This is a genomic window from Bradyrhizobium sp. BR14999 (assembly GCF_056106085.1).
This window is the reverse complement of record NZ_CM148536.1, coordinates 7768756-7791825: the sequence shown is the minus strand read 5'-3', so window position 1 is coordinate 7791825 and position 23070 is coordinate 7768756. Positions and strand designations below refer to the sequence as shown.

Genomic DNA, 23070 nt, shown 5'->3' with positions numbered 1-23070 from the left:
AATCCCCGGTTCAGTGGCGAGTGCGACGATTGCCGTTGGCGTCGAAATGGCGCAACGCGCTGTTCTTCACTGCGAACGGATGCCACTCTCCGGGCCGAATGCTTCCTTCGGCGACGTGGGCTGGCGGCAACTTCGCCGTGATCGGCTGCTTCGAGTCAAAGCCATCCATCACGCCGTAAACAATGCGCTCGGACCCGAGATATTCCGAACGGTCGACGCGAAACAAAAATTCGGTCGCGCCTCCGTCTTCAATCATGTCCCTGGGCAAGAAATTCTCCGGCCGGAATCCGAGATAGCCGCCGCCATTGCGGGTGACGATGTTCATCGGCGGCGCGCCGACAAAGGTTGCGACAAAAAGGTCGGCAGGATCTTCATAGATCTCGGTTGGCGTTCCCACGTGCCGAATCCTTCCATGATCGATGACCGCGATACGGTCGCCCATGCCCATCGCTTCGATCTGGTCGTGGGTCACGTAAATGGTGGTGAGGCCAACGCGCTGCTGAAAGTTCTTGATCTCCTGGCGGGCCGAGGTACGGAGTTTGGCATCCAGATTGGACAACGGCTCGTCGAGCAGAAGCGCGGTCGGTTCGCGAACGAGCGCGCGCGCAAGCGCCACACGCTGGCGCTCGCCGCCTGAGAGTTGGCGTGGCCGCCGGTCGAGAAGATGGCCGATGCCGAGCAACTGCGAGGCCCACTCGACCTTGTTTTGGATGTCCTGGGAGGGCATGCGCTGCGTGCGCAGCGGAAAGGCAATGTTATTACGTACCGTGTAGTGCGGATAAAGGCCGTAGCTCTGGAACATCATCGCAATGCCGCGGGCGCGGGGCGGGATGTCGTTGACGACATTGCCGCCGATCAGGAGGTCGCCGCTGGTCTGTTGCTCGAGGCCGCAGATGATGCGGAGGAACGTCGTCTTGCCGCAGCCCGAGGGGCCGAGCAGCACCATGAACTCGCCATCCGGCACCCTCAGCGAGATGCCGTTGACGGCGTTAATCTCGCCGAACTTCTTGACGATATCCCTGGTCAATACGGCTGCCATCGATCCTCCCGGAGCTCATGTGGCGCTCTGCTGCCAATCGCTGGGCAGGGCGCCAATCGTGTTTGCCAATGAGCTGCAACGTGGCCGGCTGCCGGAGCGCGCAAAGGAGGGCTGCGTCCGGACACGGCTTCAGGCTTTCTCGTGCCACTTCTTGAAAATGGCATCAGACTGTTGATGCGCCCATTTGACCGAGTCCTCGGCGGACATCTGACCGCTCGCCGCCTTTGCCATCATGTCGCAGATGACGAAGTTGTTATAGACCTCGTCGACGGCGGGCCAGGACGGGCCGGGATATCCCGGGGAGACCGACCACTGCTCGGACTCCTGTAGCACCGCTAATTTGTCTGATGGCGTCGAAGTCGGATCGTTCGAGAGGATCGGCATCGGCTTCGGCACCAGATTGGCGAAGCAGGGGTTATTGTAGCCTTCGCTCGCCTTGAACGCCTCCGGCCAATGATCGGCGTAGTATTTGAGGAACTCGATTGCGCCTTCCTTGTTCTTGGCGAACTTCCAGATGCCGTAGAATTCGGAAGCGCCGCCCATGATCTGGCGTACCGGCCCCCTTGGCGGAGCCATCACGAACGTGTCGTCGGCGCCCTTCTTGTTCGCCTTCTGGAACGTCCGATAGGCCGAGATCGGGTTCACGATCATCGAGCCGATGCCCGAAACAAGATAGCGATTGTTGCTGGAGTCGTCCCACGACAGCACTTCCGACGTCATCGCCCCCTTGTACAGCGCTGTGACGAACTTGACGGCTTCGATCGTCTCCTTGCTGTTGAGCACGACGTTCTTGCCGTCGGCGTCCTGGAGCGCGCCGCCAAAGCTCCAGAGCAGGCCGCGCCAGGTCGTGTTCGGGTCGTTGCTGTGTCCGAGCGAAATGCCGACCGGATGGCCCTTGGCTTTCAGCTTGGCGCCGCCGATACGCACGTTGTCCCACGTGTCCGGCTGCATCCCGATCTCGTCCCACATGCTCTTGCGGTACATGGCGGGGAAGTTGATGTAAAAATCGGGGAAAGCTGACCAAGTCTTATCGTCCTGGTTGTATCCGATCTGGCGGCCGATCCTGCTGACCTTGCCGTACTTCTTCTCGGTTGCCTCGACGAGGCTTGTCACGTCGACGAGGAATTTGCGGTAGAGGTGCGCGCCGCCTGCGCCGTTCCAGCCGAACAGATCGTGGCCCGATTGTGCGGAGGCTTCGGCGGCCGCACGCGCGGCGACGTTGCCGACCGGGATGTGATCTACAGTGACCTCGACGTGATTCTTCTCTCCCCAGTCCTTTGCGAACGTATCGAACCACTTGTCGTACTCCGGGACGAAATGGCTCCACTGTACGATGGAGATGGATTTGGTGTCGGCAAGCGCACGGGAGACGAATGGGGCAGCAAGGGACGGCACCGAAGCGGCGGCCAGGATAAGACCAGTTTGTGTCAGCAAACGACGTCGCGTGACGCGCAAAAAATTGCCCGTGCTCATCTGGACTCCTCCTGCGGATATCGCCAGTTGGAGAAAGGCTCATCCAGATGAGGGATCAGTCTAGCTCCGCCCTGGATCTTGTTATCGCTGGCGTCACTATAGCTTTGAGGCCCGGACCGGCCTTTCTACTAAAGCTGGTCAGTCGGTACGCTGCCGTACAAAGATTGACAGCGGACGAAGTCGCGTGGCGCTGGCTGGAAGCAAGCTGTTTGGATGGCTGCGTCAGACGCAGCAAAGGCAGGCGCGCATAAGGTCGGCGTCCGCGGAAATGCGGTGCTCGTGCAGGCCGCTGCGATTTATGTACCGGTATTCCGACGCTATGATCTGATAGCATTCGCATGTTCTCAGCTCGAGGGCCGCGTGATCGCACACGTCGATGCTACCTCGCTGCCTGATGAGCCCGCCGGATTGTTCCAGTTCCGCAAGCGTCGTCGTGATGCTGGCGCGTCGCACGCCGAGAATGACCGACAGCATGTCATGCGTCACGGGGATGATCCGGTCGTCCAGACGGTCGGCTGCGAGCAGCAGCCAGCGGCTCAGCCGTTCCTCCAGGCTGTGGCGGGCGCTGCAAAGCGTTGTCTGGGCATTCTGGACCAACAGCGCGTGGATATAGCTGAACAGCTGCTGCTGGATGTCCGGGGATCTGTGCGCGGCCCTGCGCAGGTCCGGCACCGCGATGCGCAATGCATAACCGGGGACCGACATCAGGCAGCGATTGGGTGAGCGCTGCAAACCGAGCGCCGCCGCCACGCCGACAAAACCGAGCCGTCCAACCATGGCGATTCCGACCGGACCATCACGCTGAGTTCGCACCAGCAGCGAGGCGACGCCGCGTTCGATGAAGTAGATATGCTCGATGGGGTGGTGGTAGTCCTGAAGAATTGCCCGGCGCTTGAGCGCAACGGGCTGCAGGAAGGGACGAAGCCGCTCAAAGGACGCCGGCGTAAGACCGCCCAGCAGACGGTTCTGAACCCGCACCGTCTGCTCGCGGTCGGCACCACTCAGCGCACTTTTGAACACTATCCCATGGGGCTGTCCGCCGGATGCGCCCCGATCCGGCCTTGTTCCGCCGGCATTGGGGCTTTCTCCGCGCGAAGCTACTCCCTCTTCGACCTGGAGTCACCGGCACCCGACAATCCAGCGACGGCCGGTCAAAGGCGCCTTCAACTCCCCAACGAATAGGCTGTAAGCTGGCGGCCCAATCTGTTCACTCGGGCATCAGAGGCGATTTGATTTCGGTCATCGAGCTCTACACCGACTTCGGTTATTGGGCTTGTTGGCCCGATCCTGTCTAGCTCGATGCTCGTCCAAGCGGCGGCTGTCGAGTAGACAGGAAGCGGCTTGCACCGGTCCAGACCGCCGGTTTTGACCCGAAGCGGTCCTGGACCTTCGCTCGCCATCTCGCCTGACGACGCAAGCCGAAGTGATGTCATTTATTGCGTCGCTTCGCGCCGTCAGTGGTTCAGGCGGGGTTCGTCGGCGCAAGATTGCCGCAATGCAGCGTGGCCGCTTCCCAATCCATCCGGTCCTATTTGACTTTCAGGTGGTGGCTGTCCGCATCTCCTGCGCATCCCTATGTCTGATATAATTGATATCTGCCGGGTTCATCCAAGAAAGGCCCGCATGAAAAATTGATCCCCGGAGGAGTACTGCCGTCGAAATGGCCGCGGGCCGGCGGTTTTATTCAATGCGCAATCATCCACAGGGGAAACGCCATGAAACGTCGTCAATTTCTAAGTACGGCAGGCGCCGGCCTCGCCGCATCTGCCGCCGTTGTTGCGCCAGCCGTCGCCCAGTCGATGCCTGAACTAAAGTGGCGCTGCACCACGAGTTGGCCGAAGTCGCTGGATGTGCCTTTCAGTGCATCAGAGACGATCGCGAAATATGTTGCGGAAGCTACCGACAACAAGTTTCAAATTCAGCCCTTCGCAGGCGGCGAGATCGTGCCTGCCTTGCAGGCTGTCGATGCAGTAAGCAACGCAACGGTCGAAATGTGCCACACCGCCGCCTATTATTTCATCGGCAAGGATCCGACCTTCGCACTCTATTGCTCGGTACCGTTCGGCCTGAACTCGCGCCAGCAGAATGCATGGTTTCAGGATCACGGCGGTCAGGACATGCTCAACGAGTTCGGCAAGAAGTACAACATATACGGTATTGCGGGCGGCAATACCGGCACGCAGATGGGCGGCTGGTTCCGCAAGGAGATCAACAGCGTCGAAGATCTCAGCGGATTGAAGATGCGGATTGGCGGTTGGGCGGGCAAGACCCTTTCAAAGCTCGGCGTGGTTCCGCAGCAGATCGCAGGCGGCGACATCTATCCCGCATTGGAAAAAGGCACGATCGACGCAACCGAATGGGTCGGTCCTTATGACGACGAGAAGCTCGGCTTCTACAAGGTCGCGAGGTACTACTATTATCCGGGCTGGTGGGAAGGTGGCACGGCGCTGCATTTCTTCATCAACCTGGACAAGTGGAACGCCCTGCCAAAGGCTTACAAGTCGCTCCTCGCTCTGGCCTGCGGCTATGCCAACATGGACGTTCAGGCGCGCTATGATGCGCGCAATCCGGCGGCCATCAAACGGCTCGTCGCCAACGGGACACTTCTGCGTCCGTTCAGCCAGGCGGTGATGGAGGCGTGCCTAAAGGCTTCGAACGAGGTCAATGCGGAAACCTCCGCGTCCAACCCTGATTTCAAGAAGATCTACGATTCGCAAGTGGACTTTCGAAACGACGAGAATCTCTGGTGGCAGATCGCGGAGTATTCATATGAAACATTCATGATCCGCATGCGTTCAAAGGGCTGAACGAGCCGCGCGCGGGCCCTGCGGGATACTCTTCGACCTGTCTTATCAGCTTCAGCCGGAAGGAAGCCGGCCGTCGCGGCCCGATGGCGGGCCGACGACAGCATTCGCGCTGACCGCGTCGATGATGGCACGCTTCCAGAACTCGGTTGTCTTCTGCGGTCAGCAGCAGATCGCTCTTCGGATTGAAGTGGTCTTGTCTTGAAAGTTCGTCACGTTAGTCGGATACTGGATGGGATCCCTTGGGCCATTATCAATCCGAGGAGGACGATCATGGCGATTCAGATCGTGATGGACCGCACCGGCGACAGCCATCACCCTTTCAACCCCCGCGACCTGCAGGAAGTGGCGAAGGCGGAGCAGCGGTTCTATGAGCTGACGAATGCCGGCTTCACCGCCGCGGTCCGGACGGGTCCCGGTCAGATCTCGCAGATCCGATCGTTCGACCCCAGTGCGGATGAAACCCTCTTTTTCCCCCGATTGATCGGCGGCTAGCCGCTCATGTTCGGCTTTCGGCCGTCGGCGTCGGGCCTCCGCTCCCGCACGAGAGCGGCGCGAATGCTCTTCATCAGGCACGGCGCCGAGCGCACACCAGAGGGGCGGTCGCTGCTGCTCTTGCGGCGTTGGCTATCGCCCGCGCAGTGGGAGCAGTTCGCAAGGAGGGGCTACTTCGAGGTTGTCGGAAGCGAAAGTGGGAAGCGGTACCGGATCCACGCCGGGACGTCGGTGAACGTGTGCGAGATTGACGAAAGAGGCCGCGTGCGGGAGGGGCTGTGCTTCATGCCGATCGGCGCGCTGCCGATCGGAGATGTCATGCTTGCCCAGAAGATTGCGTTGGAAACATGCGAGGGCAAGGCGCGCGCCGTGGCCAGGAGGTTCACGCCGAGCACTTTCCAGTTCAGACAAGCCCGACCTCTCGGTTGACGCCACGTACCTCGTCGCACCGCTGCACCAACTTCAACGCGGCACTTGAGAGCTGGCCCGTTCGCTTGCCGCTGGCGTTGCTGGACCGCTGGCCTTGCGCACGTTGATGGGCGAGAGACGGCAAGATCAGATACGCAACATGATTACGTGTATCTCGAAAGGCATCATTGCCCCTTGCGAACTGATTGCACGCAAGACTTGAGCCGTGGTCCGGCGGAGCCGCCGACCGGCGCTCATGCCCCGAAACCGACACCAGTGCCGCGCTCAACAGTGTTCGCCAATGCGCTGTCGGACCGCGAATGCAGCGCTCTCATAAGCGACGTTGCCAACGCGGTGCGGCTTGGCAATGACTCCATCATCCCGATCCTTCTTCGGACGGCTTGTCTTCGCTGCGTAATGAGGCACTGTACGGGCGATCTGACGAGAGACTCGCCTGAAAACAATTATGGCTGCCCATCTACCGAACAGAGAGGCAATAACTTGCTCACGGCACCACTGACCAGGCTTCTGAACCTAACGCGATTTATTGCGCCACAAAAGTCCGGAAATGGCCGTGGCTGACCTCCGCTCTGGGCGTCGCACTGCCCGCTTCCGAGAGGTGAGCAGAATGGCGTCATGCAGACCGCCCAGGGCAGCCTTTGACCCGTTATACGTCGTCGAAACGAGAACCAACCATCGCCGGCTTGAATGACTGAACCTCTGACCGAACGCACGGTGGTTATTGGAAACAGTGGCTCTGGTAAGAGCACGTTGGCCGAAGCCGTCGCCAATTTAGCCCATATCCCTGTGATCGATCTTGACCTGCTGCACTGGGAAGAAGGCAGCTATGGCCAAAAGCGAAACGAAGACGTCGCGCGAAAGATGGTTTTGGATATTTCCGACCAGCCACGCTGGATTATCGAAGGCGTGTTCGGATGGCTGGCAGAAGTGGCCCTTCCCAAAGCTACCACTCTCATTTGGCTAGATTTTCCGTGGAGCGTTTGCCGCGCCGGGCTACTAGCCCGCGGCCTGCGGCGGGGAGCAACAAGTCATGACGCCGCGGAACTGATGAAGTGGGCGGAAGCCTATTGGACTCGGCAGACACCATCCTCCTTTGCTGGCCATTCTAGGATGTTCAACGATTTCTCCGGGACCAAGTTGCGGCTGGAGAGCCGAGAACAAATTGCACAGTTGCTCGAAAATTTACGTGCCAACATGACCAATACGGACCTACGGCTTTAAGCACCACTGGCAACGCTGACGGCAGCGTGTCACACCCGCTCGTGGCCCTTCTGCGACATTCAGCGATGTCCGCTATTGTGCGCTAGTGGCAGAGAAGCGGACATCGGGCGGGCCGGAGCCGGCACTCCGATCTGACCAGGGTGCGGTCTTCGGTGTGCCTACTCCTCGTCGTCTTCGTCCTCGTCTTCATCCTCGTCTTCGTCGCTCTCGTCCTCTTCGACGCGCGCGAGCGTCGCCAGCGGCAGCGTCTCGCGGAACAAATCGCCTTCCATGTCCATCCAGAGGCAGAGCACGTCGTTCTCCTTCACCTCCGCGACCGTCAGCGGATGGCCACCGGAGGGCGGCTCCGAGCTAACCTGGCGGACCAGCGCCATCATGTCCGCTCATGGCGGGTCGACGGGAAAGCGTCCGATTGGCTGTCACTTCTGCGAGAGGCAGGATTAATGCAGCGCGCATTGAGAATCGCGCGCACGCATGAGGTCAGCCGTTTCGGCTCCTTCGTCAAACCAATCGCAGATCGGTTCTAGCAGGGCGCGCGCCTCATCAATCCTTCCTTGCCTCCGCCAGAGTTCTGCGAGGCTTGTGGCAGCGCGCAACTCCAAGGACTTGGCGCTTTGACCACGCGCCACTTCAATGGATTTCCTAAGATGAGACTCGGCGTCGCCGACTTTCGATGGGTCGAGCAATAGGAGAATTTGGGCCTTTTGCCGGTGTAATTCCGACTCCCATGCCCTGCCCGTCACATCACCTATGCCGGCCAGGAGCCTTTCGACCAACGATAGTGCGCGTTCATTCTCGCCGGCCTTGGCGTCAATTTCCGCCAGCCAGCTATTCATCATTGGCAGCATGAAACCGACACCGTTGCGCCGCGCCTCGTCGATTCCCAGTGCGATCTCGGATCGGGCCTCCTCAATTCGGCCCATCTCGCCGACGGCCCGGCCTCGCGAAATTCGCGATAGAATTACGTACAGCGAAAACCGCTGTTCTTGTGACATTTCGAAGCTGTTCTGGGCGCTCTCGAGAGCGCGAGCGGCGTCCCCGCGCAGAAGGTGCACGACAGAGGTCATGTAATGAGCGAACGCCACTGTGTACGGGTGAGCAAGATCCTGAGCCAGGGCCAACGCTTCCGACACGCGCGAAAGGGATCGATCGGGATAGCCGAGGAACCACAAGTCCCAGGACTGAAGCAGCAGTGAAGCCGCTTGAGGCTCCACCATGTAAAGGTGATAAAGGGGCTGTCTTCCTTCGCTGATCGAAAGCCTGATCGTCTCTTCGAAATGGTTCGCCGAGGATTGGAAGTCCCCGATGGTCAACAACGTGCTGCCCATCACTCTATGAGCCACCATCGACAGCACGGGGCTAGACAAGCCTCGTGACCGCAGCAGAAACTCATCGGCCATGCTGAGCGCCTCATCATTCCTTCCACCCATCCATGAGTGTCCCCACAACCCAAACAGGGCTTGGAAATATTCAGGGATGTCGCCGAGACGCAGGCATAAGGAGCGAGCTCTGGAAAACGCTTCGCGGGTTTCCGTGGAGGCATACCCTTTGACGGCGATAAGCGGTATTCCCAGCGCCAGCTGAACCTCGACCTCTTGTTTGGTCCGCTCGGGCGTTTCGGGCATCGTTTTCAGAAGCTGAAGCGCACTTCGAAAATTGGCAATCGCTTCGATGTTGGCGGAGTGCGCGAGCGCGCGCTGCCCGGACTTGAGCCAATAACGGATAGCCGAATTGTGATTGCCTGCTTCCTGATGATGATACGCCACGACTTCGGTCTGATTTTCCGCAAGCTCCGGAAAGTCATGCTCCAGGACCGTGGCGATCTCGGCGTGGATCTGCTGTCTTTTGCTCCTGAGCAAAGAATTGTAGATCGCATCACGCAGCAACACGTGTTTGAACGCGAAGCGGAGGGAGGGCGAAATGTCGACTCGATATATGATGTCAGCCTGTTCGAGCAGCGAGAGTGCTGACAGGATATTATCTTCGTCGAGTTGCGATACGGCCGACAACAGATCATAGGAGAACTCGCGCCCGATCACCGCCGCAATCATTGCAAGTTTGCGACTCGGCGCAACGCGGTCGAGCCGCTCCATCAATGCGTCACTCAGCGTGTCCGGAACCCTGAGCAATGCTGCTTGTGCCGTCCGCTCGGACGCACCTCGACCGAGTACAGGTGCGCTCAACATACTGTTTGTCAGTTCCTCGATGTATAGCGGGACGCCATCGGCCTTTTCGATAATTTGGTCCAGCAGCGGCTGAGGCATCCTCCCGCCCCTCAACAGACCTCCAATCATCGCCTTCACTTCCGTGTGCGATAATCGAGTCAGCGAGTGCACGGTGATATTCGCATGAGTGATCCATGCAGGGCGGAACTCCGGCCGGCACGACACGATAAGCAGCACGCGGGCGTGGTCGATCCGGCTGATAATCAGGTCAAGCAGCTCGACCGTCGACGGATCCAGCCAGTGTGCATCCTCAAAGATGCAGAGCGTGGGCCCTTGGACGGAGAACGCCAACAGCATATCGACAAGCGTGCTTATGGTTCTGTTCTTTATTTGCTGCGGGGTCAGGCGGGACAATTGGAGGTGATCATGCACCGGGATGGATAACAGCCTGGCGACCAGCAGGACCGGTTCGGCGGAATTGTCGGGAAGGTAAGCCCTGAGCTTGGCGAGCTTGTCTGCATCGGGCTCGCGCGGTGTTATTTGGGCCGAATGTTGGATCTGCTCGATGACGGGGAAGAACGCGCTCTGATTGTGGTAGGGCGAGCATTGATGATGCAGCAGAATATGCGGTTCCTGCTGAATATGCGATTTCAACTCGTGGAGCAGCCTCGACTTCCCGACTCCCGGAATACCCGAAAGAAGTATGACTTGGCCATCACGCTCCTTGACTTTTTGCCACCTGTCGAGCAGCAGGCTCAGCTCGCTTGAGCGTCCAATGAGCGGAGTAAGAGAGCCCGTATGCGCAGCTTCGAAGCGGCTAACCGTGCTTTTCGCCGCCAGCACGCGATACAAATGAAGGGGTTGAGTCACACCCTTGAGTTTCTGGATGCCGAGGTCCTGAAAATCAAAAGCGGCCGATATGAGACGCCTCGTCGTCTCTGAGATGAGTACCGTATCTGGAGCGGCAAGGGCCTGCAGGCGCGCCGCAATGTTCGGCGTCTCTCCCACCGCGTCCATCGACCAGCGGCCGCTATCTCCAATGTCACCGACAACAACCGGTCCAGAGCAAACACCCACTCGACAAGACAGAGTAACCGGACCTGAAATCTTCGTGACCCCGGACGCGATCTCCAGTGCGGCGTGAACGGCACGAATGGCGTCATCCTCATGAGCGGAGGGCCAGCCGAAAAATGCCATGACGCCATCGCCGAAATACCGGGCCACCTCGCCGCCATACCGCCCGATCGCGGTGCTGCATTCCTCCCGGTATGCGTCGATAATTTTTTGGAGATCCTCAGGGTCCAGCTTCTCGGAGAGCTGTGTAGAAGCCACAAGGTCGCTGAACAGTACGGTAATCTGACGGAACTCAGGTTCGCGATGCTGCGCAATGGAGGGCGGCGCCACAGCGACTCTTGAACCCGCAAGCGTCTCGCCGCCGGGCTGGCGCGAAGCGGTCAATGCTTCAATCGCCCTAAGCAGCTTCTTGCGGTGACCTAAGGAAGACACTCCAATTTGCTTGAGATCGTTTTCCGTCAAATCCGGAAGGAGGGAATATTCGATGTTGTTTTCCGCGAAGGCTTGGGCGTACTGGCCTAGACCGTGTCTGACCAGCCACTCGGCTAAGTCGGTGTTTGTCCTCGTCATCGAAGAGGCCCTCCTCTTACCGCCGTAGGACCCCTTATACTATCTCACGACGGGGACGCCGGAACAGTGCGTGCTTGCGCTCAGGCCCAGCAAACCGCGATGACGTCGCGCTGTTCTGCTCAAGCCGCGGGGCGAGTGCTGCAATCCTCGTCTTTTGAAGGCCCTGAACTGAGACAGTATGGGAGCGCTTCTCCGATCGCCTGTCGAAGCTCGTCGACCATCTCGGCTTCGGATTTATGGAGTTCGTGGTTATAGCCTTCCGCCATGATCAGTGCCGATTCATACGTCTCCTGAACGACTGTGATACGGTCACTCGCAGGAAGAGACGCGACGAAGTCGATGGTGTCTTTGACGTGCGTGGCCTCACTTCCGAGAGAGCTATGGCTTCTGAGAAAGCGGGTCGCGTCGACGCCATCCGGACACAGCGCCTGGACCTTCTCGACGTCGGCCTTCTGCTTGAGCGCGGCGATGCGCTCCAGGCAGTAGGAGTACCCTATGCAGCCGATCGGGTAGTCCTGCGAGCAAAGGTCATCGAAGCGCTTGCAGAGCGGCTTGATCCCCTGCGGGATGAAATTGGTGACGAGTTGCTCGGCCGGCAAACCGAGCGCACGCAGGTCCTTGAGCGCGAGGCGGTCGTGACCAGACTCCTCGCGCGCCCGTTCTTCAAGGTAGGCCGCGACCTCGGGCCTGCCCAGCTCCTCGAAGCGGCTGGCCGCGCGCCGCAGATTTCGAGGCGTATCGACAGACGTGTGATAGGCGCCGACCAGGGCCACAACATAGCCCGCGAGCGTCTGGTCCGGACGCGCGAGGCGTTCTTCAATCGCGGCAAATCCGAGATTGATCGCGCCGTCGAGCAGCCCGATCGCGCTGCCCGCCGTACCCACGCCCGTCATCGGCGTCGCGAATGGATCTACGTTCCCTTTCGTCCCACCCGTGGTGTGGAACCAGACCTGTCCGGAGTCGCGAGCAATGATCGAAATATCACCCGTGACGTTGACCCACTCCGTCCTCAACCGCTCCATTAGAAACCTCCCAACCTGCAGTGCTCAGCACGGACCGTCTGTCTGCCGTTGCCACTTCGGACACGCGCTTCAAACTGGAGACGGATCGCGCCTCCCCTCGAACCGAGCGGTAACGGCGCTAGATTCCGTTGGGCGTACAAGACATCAGCAAGCGAGCCGTTTCCAGAAGAGACTGGCCGGGTCGAGGGGTCACGCGGCCTCTGTTCGGCAGCACAAAGACGACTTCATCGGGGTCTTGCATGATGTAGTGACTATCGTGCTCTTCTTCCGTGATGATGACCGCGCGGTTCAGATAGATACCTCGCGCCGCGAGCGCGACTTTGGCTCGGTTCGCGGCGGCGGCCGTCACGGTAGTGTTGTCCGCCTCACGTTCCAGCAGCGAATTTCGGAAATCGTCTTCGACCCACGCGTCGACGATCAACTGCGCGAGGGAATCGTTGGGGCTGAAGGAGAAGGTTGGAACCGTCACCTCTGTCGGAGCCGCCGCGCCCCTCAAAACGACATTCTTTTTAATAGCCATTGATCAGCCCTCCCTAATTAAAGCGGGCTCGGGATCTCGCCGTCCCGCATCATTTAAATGCATTATATTTTTGCATTTTAATTGTATAACCTCAGGATGGCAAGTTAGAATAGCGATCACGGCCGCATGATCATAAGTCCATCGTGCCCCTCTGGGGGAGAGCCGCGCTGGTGACGGTATTCGGATTGGCCAACTCCAAACAAATTGGATACGAAATTTAAATATCCAGCACGCGCCTCTACCCGGCGTTGCGATTTAAATGTCTGCCGATTGCGGCACGCTTTGTTGCTTGAAAATCGGGAATGCGTAGGCCCCGGCATCTCCAATCTTGCCCCCACTCAGAGGTTGGCCGAAAAAATTGGTCTAGGGCTTCGAGACGCGCGATGTACGAGCGGCAGCACACGTCATCATTCTTTAGATTTCGAAGAGGAGGGCAGCGCATGGCCTCAAAAATTATCCAGCGCATGTTAGGAATTGTACTATTTGCCCTCGCCCTTGCCCCAGCGGCGATGGCCCAGGGGCGCCGGTGAAGTCCGCTTTCGGCTATCGCATCGACTATTCCGGTCGCTCTGTCGTGCTCTCCGGAGATACCCGCACCTCTGAAAATCTTATCCGACACGCCCAGAACGTTGATCTCTTGGTTCACGAGGTCGCTTCCCCTGAGACGTTCCAGCGCGTTGGAGTTCCGCCAGCGCGTGCGCACTGCCCGCTTCCGAGAGGTGAGCAGAATAGCATCATGCAGACTGCCAAGGGCAGCCTTTGACCCAGCTGCGACATGGTCAGCCCGTTTTTGCTGTGATGCACCCGTTTCACTCAAAGATCTGAGATTGAATATTCCATTCGCTTTGACGTCGGCGAACTGCAGCTGCTTTTCTCCGTTTCGTCAGTGTTGCTGACAGTAATCTCCGCTGTTCCGCCAATATTTGGATGGTTTAACAAAATGGCAGGACGCCTCCGTCCCAAAGACTTCGCAACGATGGTGACTGGCGTCGCAGCATGATGGCAGGCAAGGCGCTTGAAAAGGGCTTGTGAAGGTCGGAGGATGGAGGTCGATCTTTGAGCCGGCCGCCCCGCCCAACTAGAAGCGATGGCGACGTAGGTGCATGTACGGGAGGCCGGAACAGCCGGCGCAAAGTCGCGATTGAAGGGCGCTCCTCTCGTCAATCGGAGAGTTCTGCGGAGCCGTGTGCTCTTCCAGTAGGGAGGCTCGCATGCCCAGCGCGGATAAATCTACAGCTCCAAAACACGCCAAGCGGAGACTGGCCGCGATCTTGGCCGCCGACGTAGTCGCCTACTCTCGCCTCATGGGTGCAGACGAAGAGGGCACCCTTGAAAGCCTCAAGGCCCATCGGCGTGAAGTGATCAATCCAAAAATTACCGAGCATAAAGGCCGCATTGTCAAAACGACCGGTGACGGCGTTCTAATTGAATTCCCCAGCGTTGTGGAAGCATTGCGCTGCGCCACCGAGGTCCAGCTCGGAATGATTGAACGCAATGCGGATGTGCCGAGGGAGAGGCGGATTGAGTTTCGTGTTGGGATCAACGTCGGCGATATCATTTTGGATCAAGGGGACATTTACGGCGACGGAGTGAACATCGCTGCTCGGTTGGAGAATCTGGCCGAGCCGGGCACAGTCTACATCTCCGGTGCAGTTTTTGATCAAGTTAGGAACAAACTTCCCCTCCGATATGACTTTCTTGGCGAGCAACGAGTTAAGAACATCGCAGAGGCCGTGCGGGTGTATCGTGTCCACCCAGGCAGCAGTTCGCGTGCGCCATTGCTGCTCAGGAGCCGCGGTTGGCTCGTTGCGGCGGCACTGCTTGCGCTGATGGGTGTGACCAGCGTTACGTATTGGCTGCAGCGAACTTCGCCTACCGAAACTGCCGCTGTGCTGCCGAAACCTTCGTTTGGAGGTTTGCTTTCCGAGCAACCGTCAATCGCTGTGCTACCTTTTGCAAATATGAGCAGCGATCCGGCGCTTGAGTATTTCGTCGATGGTATCACTGAAGACTTAACTACATGGCTCTCGCAGAACCCGGAGCTCCGTGTAATTTCGCGCACCTCGGCCTTCGCGTATAAGGGAAAAGCTCCTGACATTCGGCAGATCGGCCGCGAGCTCGGCGCGCGCTACATTCTCGAAGGTAGTGTTCGGAAGGATAGCGATCGGGTGCGGATCACGGCGCAGCTAATCGAGACAGCATCGGGGCACCATGTCTGGGCGCAGCGTTACGATGAGGAGGGCAATGATGTTGCCGCCCTACAGGATGCGGTCACTCACAAGATTGTCAGTTCAGTGGGCAGCATGCACGGCGAGATTCGCGGGGCGGATTACCGTAATGCTTGGAGCAAGGATCCCGCGAAGCTTCAGGAATACGACTATTTCCTGCGGATACATGGGCTAATCATGCGCGGCCCAAAAGAGGACCTGGAGCAAGCGCGGCAGATCGCCTTTGAGGGGCTGAAGCGGTTCCCCGATTCGGCCATCATCAAGATCAAGCTGGCCTGGACATATCTTCAGGATGTTCGCAGAGGCTTCAGCGACGACCCGCGGCGCGATCTTGATCGCGCCTTCGCCCTCGGAAATGAGGGAATGGCTGGGAAGGATGTCCCGCGGCTGGGGCAGATGCACGGCCATTGGCTGATGGCTCTTGCCTATGTCTATTGCAAACAGGATTACAGCCGCGCGCTTGACGAGCGGGAGATCACGCTTGCGATGGCGCCGGTCGACGCCATTGTCCACGTCGATCTATCGCAGACGCTGACCTTTGCGGGACGGCCGATGGAGGCGTTGGCCTCCATTCGCAAGGCGAGCGAGCTCGATCCTAACTATCCGCCCTGGTTCCACACCTATTTGGCAGAAGCATATTACGCGGCCGGCAAAATCCACGACGCTGTCGATGAGCTGGCGAAGATCAATCAGCCAGCGTTTAGGGACTTAGTGTACAGGGCAGCGGCTCATGCCTCGCTCGGTCAACTTGAGGAAGCCAGAGTAGCAGTGGCAGGATTGCAAAACTGGAATTCGAACGTCAGCCTAGCGAACATTCGCTACGTGTTCCCCTATCGGTCCGATGCTGTTCGGCAACGCGTGCTCGATGATTTGGGCAAAGCGTCGCTGCCCCAAGGATGAAGAAACTTCTGGTCCTGCAAGCGGGGCTTCTGCGTGGAAAGTGGACCGATATTCGCGTCATAAGAACTCCCGAACTGACAACGTGCACAGGCAAACGTGCGGTTTGCGCCAGAAGCGTCCGTTCAGGTGAAATCGCCTGTTGGCCCTTCTGCGACATTCAGCGATGTCCGCTATTGCGCCGCTGGTGGCAGTGAAGCGGACATCGGGCGCGCCGGAGCCGAGCACTCCGATCTGACCGACCAGGGTGCGGTCTTGGGTCTGCCTACTCCTCGTCGTCTTCATCCTCGTCGTCTTCGTCGCTTTCGTCCTCTTCAACGCGCGCGAGCGTGGCCAGCGGCAACGTCTCGCGGAACAAATCGCCTTCCATGCCCATCCAGAGGCAGAGCACGTCGTTCTCCTTCACTTCCGCGACCGTCAGCGGCTGGCCGCCGGACTTCAGCATCACGACATCGCCGACTTTCACTTCCATGGATTGTCCTTTCGCGTTGATTGACCGGACGCGAAGCTAGCAATTTGTCATGACATCCGGAAAACGGGGGCGGTGGATCAAACCGCGCATTCCCATGCACGGAACGATCAAGTGCCGGGGCCCCCGCAAAGGGGCCTTCATCGCAAAGCCCGCGACGATGCCATCATGCCCCTGTTTTGCCCGACGTGTCAAAGGAATTTCGCAAAATCGAAAATCGAATTGCGTTTGCCGTAAGCCCTTGAGTTTGCAACAGTCGGCTACTGTGCATGGGGTTGTTTTTCGATAATTTGTTTTCGCGGGCTTGTTTACCCCGGCAGGAGCTCGGTCAGCGAGCGGATGATGCGGTCGGGCTTGACGATCGAGCCCTCGGGCAGGCCGTCGCCATGCACGTCGATCCAGATCGAAAAGATGCCGAGGCGCTGCGGCGTCACGACTTCCCATTCCAGATTGTCGCCGATCATCCAGGTGTCCTTCGCGCTGACGCCGAGCGCCTCCATCGCGTGCAGATAGGCGCGCTCCTCGGGCTTGCCGAAGCCGTGCTCGCCCTCGATCTGGATGTGGTGGAAGCGGTGCGCGAGCTCGAAGCGCTCGACCTTGGCGCGCTGGGTATCGGCGGCGCCGTTCGTCACCAGCGCGAGCTTGATGCCGAGTGCCTTTAACTGGTCGATGGCCTCATGCGCGCCGGGGAAGACGAACATCTCCTCTTCGCGATAGGCGGTGAAACGGTCGGCGAGGCGGATGGCGAGATCGTCGGGCAGGGCGCGATGGCCGGCGGCCGCGAGCGCGGCAAAGCCGCCCTTGACCGTGAGGTGGCGGGCTTCGGCGAGCTTCAGCCGCCATGCGGCTTCCGCATTGGCCCAGAAGTTTCGCGCGAACGCCAGCACCGCGGTTGCGACCAGCGCTGGCGGCAGCGGCGCGAGTTCTTCGGCGAACTCGGCCGTGATCGTGTTCCAGGCGATCTCGGGCCGGCCATAGGCCGACAGGATGGTGTCGTCCATGTCGATCAGCATGGCGCGAGGGAGCGGCGGCATGGCGAGGCTCATGGCCATTTCACTTCCGGCGGCAGCGACGACAGGATCGAATCCACATTGCCGCCGGTCTTGAGCCCGAAGATGGTGCCGCGGTCGTAGAGCAGGTTGAACTCGACATAGCGGCCGCGCCGGATCAATTGCTCCTCGCGATCCGCAGCGGTCCAGCTTGTCGCGAAATTGCGCCGCACGATCTCAGGATAGATCATCAGGAAGGCGCGGCCGACGTCCTGGGTGAAGGCAAGATCTGCGTCCCAATCGCCGCTGTCATGCCAGTCGTAGAAGATGCCGCCGATGCCGCGCGCCTCTTTGCGGTGCGGCAGATAGAAATATTCGTCGCACCACTTCCTGTACTTGTCGTAGTCGGCGACACCGCTCGGCTGCGCGCAGGCCTCCCTCATCGCGGCGTGGAAGGCGATGCTGTCGGCATCGTCCTGCGTCCGCCGTCGGTCGAGCACGGGCGTGAGGTCGGCGCCGCCGCCGAACCAGGCTTTTGTGGTAACGACGAAGCGTGTGTTCATATGCACCGCGGGCACATGCGGATTGTGTAGATGCGCGATCAGCGAGATGCCGGAGGCCCAGAATTTTGGATCCTCCGCGGCGCCGGGGATCTGAGCACGAAATTCAGGGGCGAACTCACCGTGAACGGTCGAGCAGTGCACGCCGACCTTCTCAAACAGGCGGCCATGCATCATCGACATCACGCCGCCACCTCCGGCCGCGCCGGTATGATCGGTGCGCTGCCACGGCGTGCGCTTGAAGCGGCCGGCTTCGCCCGGATAGAGGCTTTGCGGCGCGTCGTCCTCCAGCCGCTCGAAGCTCCCGCAGATGTCGTCGCGCAAGGCTTCGAACCAGGCGCGGGCGCGGCCCTTGCGGTCTTCGATTGTTGAGGCGTCCATCTGCATTCCCGTCGTCAACCAAGCGGAGTGTGCCGTAGGGTGGGCAAAGGCGCCCTTGCGCCGTGCCCACCATTTCTTGTCGTGATCCTGATTGGTGGGCACGCTTTCGCTTTGCCCACCCTACGAAGTCTAACCTTGCGGACCGTAATAGGTGCAGCTCTCGTTGCAACTGTCGCGGTGGATGCTGACGCGGGTGAGCTTATCGATATGGGCCAGCCGCTCCCAGACGAAGCGCGAGAGGTTTTCCAGCGTCGGGGTGCCCAGCGCCTCGATCTTGTTGAGGTACTTGTGGTCCAGCATCAGGCGCACGTCCTCGATGGCGCGCTGAAGGAGCCCGAGGTCGACGACCATGCCAGTGTTGGGATCCGGCGTGCCGCGAACCGTTACCTCGGCGCGGAAGGAGTGGCCGTGGATCTCTTCGCTCGCCGCACCGAACGTCGTGCCCGACAAAGAGTGCGCCGCCTCGAAGCGGAACGATTTCGTCAATTCCCACATCTGTCCGTCAACAATCCTATCTGATGCCGAGCGATTTATGTGTCTGCACGCTCAACCGCCATTGCGGATGGCGCAGGCAATAATCGATCGCGCGCGCGGTGTTTTGGGCGACCTCGGGTCCGTCCATCGGCTGCAGCGAGAAGCGCTCGAAGGCGAGGCCTTCGAAGGCTTCGGGCGCGGCGAGCGCCTGCGGGTAGACCAGCTTCAGCTCGTGGCCGCGGCGGAGCACGAGTTCGCTGCCGCCCTTGGGGCTGACACAGATCCAGTCGAGCCCCTCCGGGGCGGCAATCGTGCCGTTGGTCTCGACGCCGATCTCGAAGCCTCTCGCGTGCAGCGCATCGATCAGGGCGGCATCGACCTGGAGCAGCGGCTCGCCGCCGGTCAGCACCACATAGCGATTGGCGGTGGATGCGGCCCATTGCGCGGCGATGGTGTCGGCGAGTTCCGTGGCTGAGGCATAGCGGCCGCCGAGCGTGCCGTCGGTGCCGACGAAATCCGTGTCGCAGAACTTGCAGGTCGCCTCGCTGCGGTCCGCCTCGCGGCCGCTCCAGAGGTTGCAGCCGGCAAAACGGCAAAACACCGACGCGCGCCCGGCATGGGCGCCTTCGCCTTGCAGGGTCAGGAAGATTTCCTTGACCGCGTAACTCAACTCTCTCTCCTCAATCCTTTGGGCCTTCGGGGTTCCGGATCTGGCGCAGCGCCTCGCCGGCGGCCATCGCCGCGGTCATGGCCACATTGAGCGACCGCAGGCCGGCCCTGATCGGTATCACCAGCCGCGCATCCGCAGCCTCGAGCACCGCATCCGTGACGCCGGCGCTCTCGCGTCCGAATAGCAGGATGTCCGACGTCTGGTAACGGAAATCGCGATAGTCGGTGGCACCTTTGGTGGTGAACAGCAGCAGGCGGTAGCCTTGTGCCGCACGCCAGTCCTCGAATCTCGCCCAGGAGTCGTGGCGGGTGATGCTAACCTGGTCAAGGTAGTCCATTCCCGCCCGGCGGAACGAGCGGTCCGAGACGGGGAACCCTGCCGGTTCGATGATGTGAGCGGCCATGCCCAGACAGGCGCAGAGCCTGAGAATCGTGCCGGTGTTCTGGGGAATGTCGGGTTGGAAAAGCGCTATCTGCATGGGCTGTGGCGGGCTGGGTTGCGGGCGCAAAATGTCTCAATAAAACATCGCATCCCCGGGAATTCGTGCATTGCACGCTCCCGCGCCGATAGCGGGCTTGCGCTCGCCCGGCAAGGGTGCCAATAGAACGATTCTGGACTGCTGTTTTCCCCGCTTTGGGCGTGAGCAAGCAAAGTTCTGCCGCCGCGGGGGGCCGCGGGCGCCGGCAGCCTTCCGGGGACCTCATGGGCGCCCCCCGGAGCGGTTCGACCGGTCGCATAAGAAGAAAGGGTTGGAATCGTGACGACAGCGTCTTCGGCGGACCATCCGACACGCCGTGATTTCTTATTCGTTGCAACGGGGGCAGCCGCAGCAGTAGGGAGCGCGGCCGCGCTCTGGCCCTTCATCTCTCAAATGAATCCGGATGCCTCGACCATCGCCGCCGGTGCGCCGATCGAGGTCGATCTCAGCCCGATCGCCGAGGGCCAGGACATCAAGGTGTTCTGGCGCGGCAAGCCGATCTACATCAGCCACCGCACCAAGAAGCAGATCGACGAAGCGCGCGCCGTCAACGTGGCGAGCCTGCCCGATCCGCAGTCCGACGAAGCCCGGGTCAAGTCCGGCCACGAGCAGTGGCTGGTCGTGATCGGCATCTGCACCCATCTCGGCTGCATCCCGATCGCTCATGAGGGCAATTACGACGGGTTCTTCTGCCCCTGCCACGGGTCGCAGTACGATTCGTCCGGCCGCATCCGCCAGGGGCCCGCGCCCGCGAACCTGCCAGTGCCGCCGTACCAGTTCGTTTCCGACACCAAAATCCAGATCGGCTGAGCTTCGGACCCGCGTCCGAAGCTTCGCGCCGTCTCGTCGTATTATTTCCTCAGGATCGCATCATGAGCGGACCATCCGACTACCAGCCGAGCAATCCGGCCCTGCAATGGATCGAGCGGCGTCTGCCGATCTTTGGTCTCATCCATTCCTCCTTCGTCGCCTATCCGACCCCGCGCAATCTGAACTATTGGTGGACCTTCGGCGCCATCCTCTCCTTCATGCTGGCGATGCAGATCCTGACCGGCGTGATCTTGGCGATGCACTACACGCCAAATGCCGATCTCGCTTTCAAGTCGGTCGAGCTGATCGTCCGTGACGTCAATTACGGCTGGCTGCTGCGCAACATGCACGCGGTCGGCGCGTCGATGTTCTTTGTCGCCGTCTACGTCCACATGTTCCGCGGCCTCTATTATGGGTCGTACAAGGAGCCGCGCGAGGTGCTGTGGATCCTCGGCGTCATCATCTACCTGCTGATGATGGCCACGGGCTTCATGGGCTACGTGCTGCCCTGGGGCCAGATGAGCTTCTGGGGCGCAACCGTCATCACCAATCTGTTCTCCGCCATTCCCTATGTCGGCGAGAGCATCGTGACGCTGTTGTGGGGCGGCTATTCGGTCGGCAACCCGACGCTGAACCGCTTCTTCTCGCTGCATTACCTGCTGCCGTTCCTGATCGCGGGCGTCGTCGTGCTCCACGTCTGGGCGCTGCACGTCGCCGGTCAGAACAATCCTGATGGCGTCGAGCCGAAGACGGAAAAGGACACGGTGCCGTTCACGCCGCACGCGACCATCAAGGACATGTTCGGCGTCGCCTGCTTCATGCTGCTCTACGCCTGGTTCATCTTCTACATGCCGAACTATCTCGGCGACGCCGACAACTACATCCCGGCGAACCCGGGCGTGACTCCGCCGCACATCGTGCCGGAATGGTATTACCTGCCGTTCTACGCGATCCTGCGCTCGATCCCGAACAAGCTCGCTGGCGTCATCGCGATGTTCGGGGCGATCATCATCCTTGCCTTCCTGCCCTGGCTCGACAGCGCCAGGACGAGGTCGTCGAAGTACCGTCCGCTGGCCAAGCAGTTCTTCTGGATCTTCGTCGTGGTCTGCATCCTGCTCGGCTATCTCGGCGCGCAGCCGCCGGAAGGCATCTACGTGATTGCCGGCCGGGTGCTGACGGTCTGCTACTTCGCCTACTTCCTGATCGTGCTGCCGCTGCTCGCGCGCATCGAGAAGCCGCGACCGGTTCCGAACTCGATCTCGGATGCGGTGCTGGCCAAAACCGGGAGCAGATCGACGCCGATGGTGTCGACCGCGATCATGCTTGCGCTCGCCGGTTCGTTGTTCGCGGGCTCGATCGACAGCGCGAAAGCGTCTGAAGGCAACGACCAGCCGCCGGCCAACAAATGGTCGTTCTCGGGCCCTTTCGGTAAGTTCGACCGCGGCGCGCTCCAGCGTGGCCTGAAGGTCTACAAGGAAGTCTGCGCCAGCTGCCACGGCCTGTCCTACATCGCCTTCCGCAACCTCGCGGAAGCCGGCGGCCCCGGCTATTCGGTGGCGCAGGCCTCGGCGTTTGCCTCCGAGTACAAAGTCAAGGACGGCCCGAACGATGCCGGCGACATGTTCGAGCGTCCGGGCCGGCCGGCGGACTATTTCCCCTCGCCATTCCCGAACGAGCAGGCCGCGCGTGCGGCGAACGGCGGTGCGGCACCGCCGGACCTGTCCCTGATCACCAAGGCGCGCTCTTATAAGCGCGGCTTCCCCTGGTTCATCTTCGACTTCTTCACCCAGTACCAGGAGCAGGGTCCGGATTACGTCGCGGCCGTGCTTCAGGGCTTTGAAGAGAAGGTGCCCGAGGGCGTCACCATCCCGGAAGGCTCCTATTACAACAAGTACTTCCCGGGTCACGCCATCAAGATGCCGAAGCCGCTCAGCGACGGCCAGGTGACCTACGATGACGGCTCGCCGACCACGGTCGCGCAGTACGCCAAGGACGTCACCACGTTCCTGATGTGGACCGCGGAGCCGCACATGGAAGCGCGCAAGCGCCTCGGCTTCCAGGTGTTCGTGTTCCTGATCATCTTCGCGGGCCTGATGTACTTCACCAAGAAGAAGGTCTGGGCCGGCTCGCACTGAGTGGCGTAAGACGAGACGAAAATGAAGAAGCCCCCGCGAGGGGGCTTTTTTGTTGGGCGGTCATTCCGGGGCGATGCGTAGCATCGAGCTCGGAATCCATTCCTCCACCAATGCTGTAGCCTGATGGATTCCGGGTTCGCCCCTTCGGGCGCCCCGGAAAGACGTGC

General features: G+C 60.3%; 20 protein-coding genes. 7 read left to right on the top strand and 13 right to left on the bottom strand.

Annotation, left to right across the window (positions count from 1 at the left end; all coding sequences use genetic code 11):
- Window positions 1-10: 10 nt before the first annotated feature.
- The 3 genes from ACR9YP_RS36430 to ACR9YP_RS36420 all read right to left on the bottom strand — a co-directional run bounded on the left by ACR9YP_RS36430 (window position 11) and on the right by ACR9YP_RS36420 (window position 3532).
- Entirely contained in the window at window positions 11-1039 is a 1029-nt protein-coding gene (locus ACR9YP_RS36430) for an ABC transporter ATP-binding protein (RefSeq protein ID WP_474218307.1), read from the bottom strand.
- 129 nt (window positions 1040-1168) lie between these two features.
- Window positions 1169-2512, bottom strand: coding sequence for an ABC transporter substrate-binding protein (locus ACR9YP_RS36425; RefSeq protein ID WP_474218306.1), 1344 nt, complete (start codon window positions 2510-2512; stop codon window positions 1169-1171).
- Between the two features lie 222 nt (window positions 2513-2734).
- Window positions 2735-3532, bottom strand: a complete 798-nt coding sequence (locus ACR9YP_RS36420) for a Crp/Fnr family transcriptional regulator (RefSeq protein ID WP_474218305.1) — start codon at window positions 3530-3532, stop codon at window positions 2735-2737.
- Window positions 3533-4227: 695 nt separating this feature from the next.
- Here ACR9YP_RS36420 and ACR9YP_RS36415 point away from each other — a divergent pair.
- The 4 genes from ACR9YP_RS36415 to ACR9YP_RS36400 all read left to right on the top strand — a co-directional run bounded on the left by ACR9YP_RS36415 (window position 4228) and on the right by ACR9YP_RS36400 (window position 7461).
- A complete protein-coding gene (locus tag ACR9YP_RS36415; protein WP_474221174.1) occupies window positions 4228-5319 on the top strand; it encodes a TRAP transporter substrate-binding protein in 1092 nt (363 codons plus the stop codon).
- Between the two features lie 270 nt (window positions 5320-5589).
- The gene (locus tag ACR9YP_RS36410) at window positions 5590-5811 is read left to right on the top strand and encodes a hypothetical protein (protein ID WP_128935602.1); all 222 of its coding nucleotides are present in this window, start codon (window positions 5590-5592) and stop codon (window positions 5809-5811) included.
- A 63-nt stretch (window positions 5812-5874) separates the two neighbouring features.
- Window positions 5875-6240: a hypothetical protein gene (locus ACR9YP_RS36405; protein WP_474218304.1), complete on the top strand. Its 366-nt coding sequence runs from the start codon at window positions 5875-5877 to the stop codon at window positions 6238-6240.
- 687 nt (window positions 6241-6927) lie between these two features.
- Complete coding sequence (locus tag ACR9YP_RS36400) at window positions 6928-7461, top strand: P-loop NTPase family protein (protein WP_474218303.1); 534 nt, start codon at window positions 6928-6930, stop codon at window positions 7459-7461.
- 158 nt (window positions 7462-7619) lie between these two features.
- Here ACR9YP_RS36400 and ACR9YP_RS36395 read toward each other — a convergent pair whose 3' ends face one another.
- From ACR9YP_RS36395 to ACR9YP_RS36380, 4 genes are all read right to left on the bottom strand, one after another.
- Entirely contained in the window at window positions 7620-7835 is a 216-nt protein-coding gene (locus tag ACR9YP_RS36395) for a DUF2158 domain-containing protein (RefSeq protein WP_438111793.1), read from the bottom strand.
- A gap of 66 nt (window positions 7836-7901) precedes the next feature.
- Window positions 7902-11270, bottom strand: a complete 3369-nt coding sequence (locus ACR9YP_RS36390; RefSeq protein ID WP_474218302.1) for an adenylate/guanylate cyclase domain-containing protein — start codon at window positions 11268-11270, stop codon at window positions 7902-7904.
- 119 nt (window positions 11271-11389) lie between these two features.
- Complete coding sequence (locus tag ACR9YP_RS36385) at window positions 11390-12292, bottom strand: hypothetical protein (RefSeq protein ID WP_474218301.1); 903 nt, start codon at window positions 12290-12292, stop codon at window positions 11390-11392.
- Between the two features lie 118 nt (window positions 12293-12410).
- A complete protein-coding gene (locus ACR9YP_RS36380; RefSeq protein WP_091894255.1) occupies window positions 12411-12812 on the bottom strand; it encodes a hypothetical protein in 402 nt (133 codons plus the stop codon).
- A 1211-nt stretch (window positions 12813-14023) separates the two neighbouring features.
- Here ACR9YP_RS36380 and ACR9YP_RS36375 point away from each other — a divergent pair.
- Complete coding sequence (locus ACR9YP_RS36375) at window positions 14024-15940, top strand: adenylate/guanylate cyclase domain-containing protein (RefSeq protein WP_370990425.1); 1917 nt, start codon at window positions 14024-14026, stop codon at window positions 15938-15940.
- Window positions 15941-16202: 262 nt separating this feature from the next.
- Here the strand turns inward: ACR9YP_RS36375 and ACR9YP_RS36370 are convergent, their stop codons facing one another.
- The 6 genes from ACR9YP_RS36370 to ACR9YP_RS36345 form a co-directional block, all read right to left on the bottom strand.
- A complete protein-coding gene (locus ACR9YP_RS36370) occupies window positions 16203-16409 on the bottom strand; it encodes a YodC family protein (protein WP_438111518.1) in 207 nt (68 codons plus the stop codon).
- 305 nt (window positions 16410-16714) lie between these two features.
- On the bottom strand, window positions 16715-17458 hold the full coding sequence (locus ACR9YP_RS36365) for an HAD family hydrolase (RefSeq protein WP_474218300.1): 744 nt from the start codon (window positions 17456-17458) through the stop codon (window positions 16715-16717).
- On the bottom strand, window positions 17449-18336 hold the full coding sequence (gene hemF, locus ACR9YP_RS36360) for an oxygen-dependent coproporphyrinogen oxidase (protein ID WP_474218299.1): 888 nt from the start codon (window positions 18334-18336) through the stop codon (window positions 17449-17451). Before hemF ends, ACR9YP_RS36365 begins: the two co-directional genes overlap by 10 nt.
- 129 nt (window positions 18337-18465) lie before the next feature.
- The gene (locus ACR9YP_RS36355; protein ID WP_370990428.1) at window positions 18466-18831 is read right to left on the bottom strand and encodes a 6-pyruvoyl trahydropterin synthase family protein; all 366 of its coding nucleotides are present in this window, start codon (window positions 18829-18831) and stop codon (window positions 18466-18468) included.
- A 16-nt stretch (window positions 18832-18847) separates the two neighbouring features.
- Entirely contained in the window at window positions 18848-19480 is a 633-nt protein-coding gene (gene queE, locus ACR9YP_RS36350; protein WP_474218298.1) for a 7-carboxy-7-deazaguanine synthase, read from the bottom strand.
- A 10-nt stretch (window positions 19481-19490) separates the two neighbouring features.
- Entirely contained in the window at window positions 19491-19958 is a 468-nt protein-coding gene (locus ACR9YP_RS36345; RefSeq protein ID WP_249760248.1) for a tRNA (cytidine(34)-2'-O)-methyltransferase, read from the bottom strand.
- A gap of 279 nt (window positions 19959-20237) precedes the next feature.
- Between ACR9YP_RS36345 and petA the strand changes: the two genes are divergently transcribed.
- Both petA and fbcH read left to right on the top strand, forming a co-directional pair.
- The gene (gene petA / locus ACR9YP_RS36340) at window positions 20238-20768 is read left to right on the top strand and encodes a ubiquinol-cytochrome c reductase iron-sulfur subunit (protein ID WP_091894240.1); all 531 of its coding nucleotides are present in this window, start codon (window positions 20238-20240) and stop codon (window positions 20766-20768) included.
- A 62-nt stretch (window positions 20769-20830) separates the two neighbouring features.
- Window positions 20831-22903: a cytochrome b/c1 gene (gene fbcH / locus ACR9YP_RS36335; protein ID WP_474218296.1), complete on the top strand. Its 2073-nt coding sequence runs from the start codon at window positions 20831-20833 to the stop codon at window positions 22901-22903.
- Window positions 22904-23070 lie beyond the last annotated feature (167 nt).

What these genes read in the sequence shown, in the direction of transcription:
- ACR9YP_RS36395 (WP_438111793.1), bottom strand. Translation starts at nt 7,835, where the DNA reads ATGGCGCTGGTCCGCCAGGTTAGCTCGGAGCCGCCCTCCGGTGGCCAT.
- fbcH (WP_474218296.1), top strand. Translation starts at nt 20,831, where the DNA reads ATGAGCGGACCATCCGACTACCAGCCGAGCAATCCGGCCCTGCAATGG.
- ACR9YP_RS36370 (WP_438111518.1), bottom strand. Translation starts at nt 16,409, where the DNA reads ATGGAAGTGAAAGTCGGCGATGTCGTGATGCTGAAGTCCGGCGGCCAG.
- ACR9YP_RS36410 (WP_128935602.1), top strand. Translation starts at nt 5,590, where the DNA reads ATGGCGATTCAGATCGTGATGGACCGCACCGGCGACAGCCATCACCCT.
- ACR9YP_RS36405 (WP_474218304.1), top strand. Translation starts at nt 5,875, where the DNA reads ATGCTCTTCATCAGGCACGGCGCCGAGCGCACACCAGAGGGGCGGTCG.
- ACR9YP_RS36425 (WP_474218306.1), bottom strand. Translation starts at nt 2,512, where the DNA reads ATGAGCACGGGCAATTTTTTGCGCGTCACGCGACGTCGTTTGCTGACA.
- ACR9YP_RS36355 (WP_370990428.1), bottom strand. Translation starts at nt 18,831, where the DNA reads ATGTGGGAATTGACGAAATCGTTCCGCTTCGAGGCGGCGCACTCTTTG.
- ACR9YP_RS36400 (WP_474218303.1), top strand. Translation starts at nt 6,928, where the DNA reads ATGACTGAACCTCTGACCGAACGCACGGTGGTTATTGGAAACAGTGGC.
- ACR9YP_RS36345 (WP_249760248.1), bottom strand. Translation starts at nt 19,958, where the DNA reads ATGCAGATAGCGCTTTTCCAACCCGACATTCCCCAGAACACCGGCACG.
- ACR9YP_RS36430 (WP_474218307.1), bottom strand. Translation starts at nt 1,039, where the DNA reads ATGGCAGCCGTATTGACCAGGGATATCGTCAAGAAGTTCGGCGAGATT.
- ACR9YP_RS36365 (WP_474218300.1), bottom strand. Translation starts at nt 17,458, where the DNA reads ATGGCCATGAGCCTCGCCATGCCGCCGCTCCCTCGCGCCATGCTGATC.
- ACR9YP_RS36375 (WP_370990425.1), top strand. Translation starts at nt 14,024, where the DNA reads ATGCCCAGCGCGGATAAATCTACAGCTCCAAAACACGCCAAGCGGAGA.
- ACR9YP_RS36385 (WP_474218301.1), bottom strand. Translation starts at nt 12,292, where the DNA reads ATGGAGCGGTTGAGGACGGAGTGGGTCAACGTCACGGGTGATATTTCG.
- ACR9YP_RS36380 (WP_091894255.1), bottom strand. Translation starts at nt 12,812, where the DNA reads ATGGCTATTAAAAAGAATGTCGTTTTGAGGGGCGCGGCGGCTCCGACA.
- hemF (WP_474218299.1), bottom strand. Translation starts at nt 18,336, where the DNA reads ATGGACGCCTCAACAATCGAAGACCGCAAGGGCCGCGCCCGCGCCTGG.
- ACR9YP_RS36415 (WP_474221174.1), top strand. Translation starts at nt 4,228, where the DNA reads ATGAAACGTCGTCAATTTCTAAGTACGGCAGGCGCCGGCCTCGCCGCA.
- ACR9YP_RS36390 (WP_474218302.1), bottom strand. Translation starts at nt 11,270, where the DNA reads ATGACGAGGACAAACACCGACTTAGCCGAGTGGCTGGTCAGACACGGT.